This window comes from Limnohabitans sp., assembly GCF_044361985.1.
In the GTDB taxonomy this organism is placed as follows: Bacteria; Pseudomonadota; Gammaproteobacteria; order Burkholderiales; family Burkholderiaceae_C; genus Limnohabitans_A.
Genome location: NZ_JBIKHV010000160.1, coordinates 1 through 3,486 on the forward strand (window position 1 = coordinate 1; position 3,486 = coordinate 3,486).

The 3,486-nt window shown below is 58.3% G+C and carries 4 protein-coding genes; 2 read left to right on the forward strand and 2 right to left on the reverse strand.

Annotated features, from left to right (window positions below; all coding sequences use genetic code 11):
• Positions 1–133: 133 nt before the first annotated feature.
• A complete protein-coding gene (locus tag ACIQ3A_RS14410; protein ID WP_396432419.1) occupies positions 134–1,630 on the forward strand; it encodes a M48 family metalloprotease in 1,497 nt (498 codons plus the stop codon).
• Positions 1,631–1,901: 271 nt separating this feature from the next.
• Complete coding sequence (locus tag ACIQ3A_RS14415) at positions 1,902–2,369, forward strand: DUF3717 domain-containing protein (protein ID WP_396432416.1); 468 nt, start codon at positions 1,902–1,904, stop codon at positions 2,367–2,369.
• Between the two features lie 58 nt (positions 2,370–2,427).
• Here ACIQ3A_RS14415 and ACIQ3A_RS14420 read toward each other — a convergent pair whose 3' ends face one another.
• Entirely contained in the window at positions 2,428–2,988 is a 561-nt protein-coding gene (locus tag ACIQ3A_RS14420; RefSeq protein ID WP_396432417.1) for a YaeQ family protein, read from the reverse strand.
• A 4-nt stretch (positions 2,989–2,992) separates the two neighbouring features.
• Positions 2,993–3,486, reverse strand: a 494-nt coding sequence (locus tag ACIQ3A_RS14425; RefSeq protein ID WP_396432418.1) for a DUF4143 domain-containing protein, incomplete at its 5' end; no start/stop codon positions are given.

Consider the following 3,486-nt stretch of genomic DNA (forward strand, 5'->3'; position numbering starts at 1 on the left):
AGACTGGGTCATGGCTGTGATGGTTAAAACCATTTACAAAAGGTTGTCAAGAATGGCGCATCATACGGCCATCAACAGGTCATGCACCGGGACATTCATCACCTTGAAAAAAATTTTCCGCCCTTCCAAACTGATGCTGGTTTTACTGCTGGCCACCTCTGCCCTGCAGCCAGGCTGGAGCCAAACGAATGCTTTGCCTTCCCTGGGCAACAGCGAAGGGATTTCTCTGGGCGCTGAGCGCAAATTGGGCGACCGCATCGCACGCGAACTTTACCGCGACCCGGACTATCTGGAAGACCCGATTCTGGATGAATACATCCAGCGCCTGTGGGCACCCCTGGTCAGGGCGGCTGCAGCCCGCGGAGAGTTGTCGCCCGATTTGCAAGAGCGCTTTGCCTGGCGCATTTTGCTCGGGCGAGACCGGTCCGTGAATGCCTTTGCGCTGCCGGGAGGCTATCTGGGCGTGCATTTGGGCTTGATCGCCGTGGTCAGCTCAAACGACGAACTGGCATCGGTGCTGGCGCACGAGTTGAGCCATGTCACGCAACGGCACATTGCACGCTCGATGGACGAGCAGTCCAAGATGACTCCTTGGGTGATTGGCTCGATGATTTTGGGCGCACTGGCGGCCAGCAAAAACCCACAGGCCGCACAAGGCCTGATCGTGGGCGGGCAGGCGGCGGCCATCCAGTCACAGCTGAGCTATTCACGCGACATGGAGCGTGAGGCCGACAGGGTGGGCTATGGGGTGCTGACCGACGCAGGTTATGACCCGCAAGGTTTTGTCGGCATGTTTGGCAAACTGCAGCAGGCCGCGGGTGTGAATGACAGCGGCGCCTACCCCTACCTGCGCAGCCACCCCTTGACCACCGAGCGCATTGCCGACATGCAAGCGCGCTTGCAACTGAACGGCACGCCTTCACGCCCCTCCATGGACACCGAGCAGGCCATGCTGGCCGCTCGGGCACGGGTGATGTCACAGAACAGTGTGGAAGCCTTGAGGGCCTGGACACTGGACAGCAAGGCCACATCGGCACAGGCAACGCCTGCGCAAAAAGCAGGCGCCTTGTATGCCGCCACCTTGGCCCACCTGCAACTCAGAGACTTCGTTGCGGCCGAGCGAAATTTGCAAAACCTGTCTCAATGGACGTCCCTCCCACCGGCGGCAAGCCGTCTGGTGACTTTGCTAAAAGCCGAAGTGGCTGCCCGACAAGAGCGCTTTGATGTCGCCTTGAGCGTGCTGGAAACTTTGGGCAGCAAGCCGCTGCAGCGCCCTGAATTGATGGCGACCGCGCAAGCATTGTTGCGCCTGCCTTCGCATCCGGCAAGAACGGCCATCACGCAACAATTGCGTGAACAAGTCACACAAGCGCCCTACGATGCGCAAGCCTGGAGCACGCTGGCCAGCATGCTGGCTTTGCAAGCTCAGACGCTGCCATCACTGCGCGCCGAAGGCGAGGCCCAAATGGCCCGCATGGATTGGACCGGTGCGGTAGACCGCTTCAGGGCAGCCCAGGACTGGGCCAGAAACAACCGCCTGCAAGCTGGCGACCACATTGAGGCGACGATTGTGGACACCCGGCTGCGGCAAGTACAAGCCCAAATTCGGGAAATGCAGACCGACCGATGAGTCTCAGGATTGGGCTTCAGATTGTCGTGTGCTCAGCCAACCCGCCCCAAGAACCGCAGCGATGGCCAATGCATCGCTTGCACTGTGTGTTGGCGGCTTGTCAATCCCATACGCTTTTCAAGGCTGCGGTCGCAGGGCTAGCCCATTTGAATCCTTGCACGACACCACGAAACCTCTTTGCCCAGTGAAGCGTGTGGGGATCTGTTCACAGCGTGAAGGCAAGTCAAGCAGAATGAAGGCGCTATGATCGCCGACCTGATACTCAAACACCATGGCCGGAATCCACATCACTGACATCGAAGCCGCCATCAACCACTGGCGCACCAAAAACGGATCCCCAGACGGGGTCACGCTGCCCCGTCAACTGCGCGCATTGGCGGAAGTTTATGCGCTGATGGTTTATTACAAACACGATTTGGCGGACGAGTTCACATTGCCTTTGGCTGCCGCCGAAGCCTGGCAAGACTGGTACGCCAGCACACCAGACACCCCTTGCATTGCGATTTGCTCCACCAGCCAGGGCGATGAGACCTGCAAGGGCTGTGGCCGGAGTTTTGAAGAAGTGCAACTGTGGACCGAAATGACACCGGGCGAGAAGCGTGCCGTTTGGCAGCGCATCACGGTCGATGGCAGCTCATGGCGCTTCAACAAGTACGCCGAGCGCGCGGCAGAAGATCGCCACTGGGCCAAAACGGCTGCCCAGGCGCAGGCTTCGCTCGACTTGAAGCCTGCCGCATAAAGACGGTCCGGACATGGCCTTCATGCCAGCCGGATCACCCATTAATTTGAGGGCACGTTCACTTCCAGCGGATCAATTCAATGTGCACGCTGCCTTTGTCGCTGCTGAAGGTCACGCTGCCCTCCTGCACGGTGGCTTGCAACTGCATGCTGCGCTCAGCCAATTTGGCCAGCTCTTGTGAGCGCTCGGTAGGCACCCGCCAGACCTGCAATTTGTCAAGCCGTGTGAGCTTGGTCTCTATGCCCTTCCACCAAACTTCGGCCGCATGGTTGAAGCAATACAACAACACTTCGTCGGCCTTTTGGCAGGCTTTCATGATCGGCTTGTCTTCGGGCTGACCGACTTCGATCCACATGCGCGTCCGGCCGGTGAAGTCGCGCAAGCTGACATCCGGATCGTCGGGGTCGGACAGGCCTGAGCCAAAAGCCAGCTTGCCGTCGCCGTTGCACACGGCCTGCAATTTGAAGGCGTTGATGGCCAGCCCCAGCAAACGGATCATCATGCGTTCGTCGGTCTCGCTGGGGTGCCGGGCCAGCGTGAGTTGGTGGTCTTCGTAATAACTGTGATCGATGTCAGCGATCGACAGGTTGGCTTTGTAGATGGTGGATTTGAGGGCCATGGTTTCAGTCTTTTCGGGCTAACATTCGCCAGCCCAACAGCTGAACGCCATTGCGCAGGGCAGTAATTTCGCCGCCGTAAATCAATAAAGGGGTCCAGGCTTGTGCAGCTGCCATGCTGGCAGAACGTTGGCCTGCGCGTACGTAGTCACTGGTGGGTGTTTGGCCAGATTTAATTTCGACCGTCTGCAGCAGGCCAGTGCCTGTTTCGTAGACCAAGTCGGCTTCGAGTCCGTTGTTGTCTCGCCAAAAGTGCAAATCGGCGGGTTGCCCCTGATTGGTTCTGTGTTTTAAAAATTCGGTCACAATCCAGTTTTCAAACAAGGCGCCACGGGCGGGATGCAAGCTCAAGTGTTCTGCCTGTCGAATCCCCAGCAGCCAGCAAGCCAGCCCTGTGTCCACAAAATAAAGTTTCGGTGATTTGACAAGGCGTTTGCCAAAGTTGCGGTGGTACGGTGTCAGCAAAAAAAGCACATCGCTGGACTCCAGCACCGACAACC

Coding starts and splice junctions, on each gene's coding strand:
- ACIQ3A_RS14410 (WP_396432419.1), top strand. CDS start 134: ATGCTGGTTTTACTGCTGGCCACCTCTGCCCTGCAGCCAGGCTGGAGC.
- ACIQ3A_RS14415 (WP_396432416.1), top strand. CDS start 1,902: ATGGCCGGAATCCACATCACTGACATCGAAGCCGCCATCAACCACTGG.
- ACIQ3A_RS14420 (WP_396432417.1), bottom strand. CDS start 2,988: ATGGCCCTCAAATCCACCATCTACAAAGCCAACCTGTCGATCGCTGAC.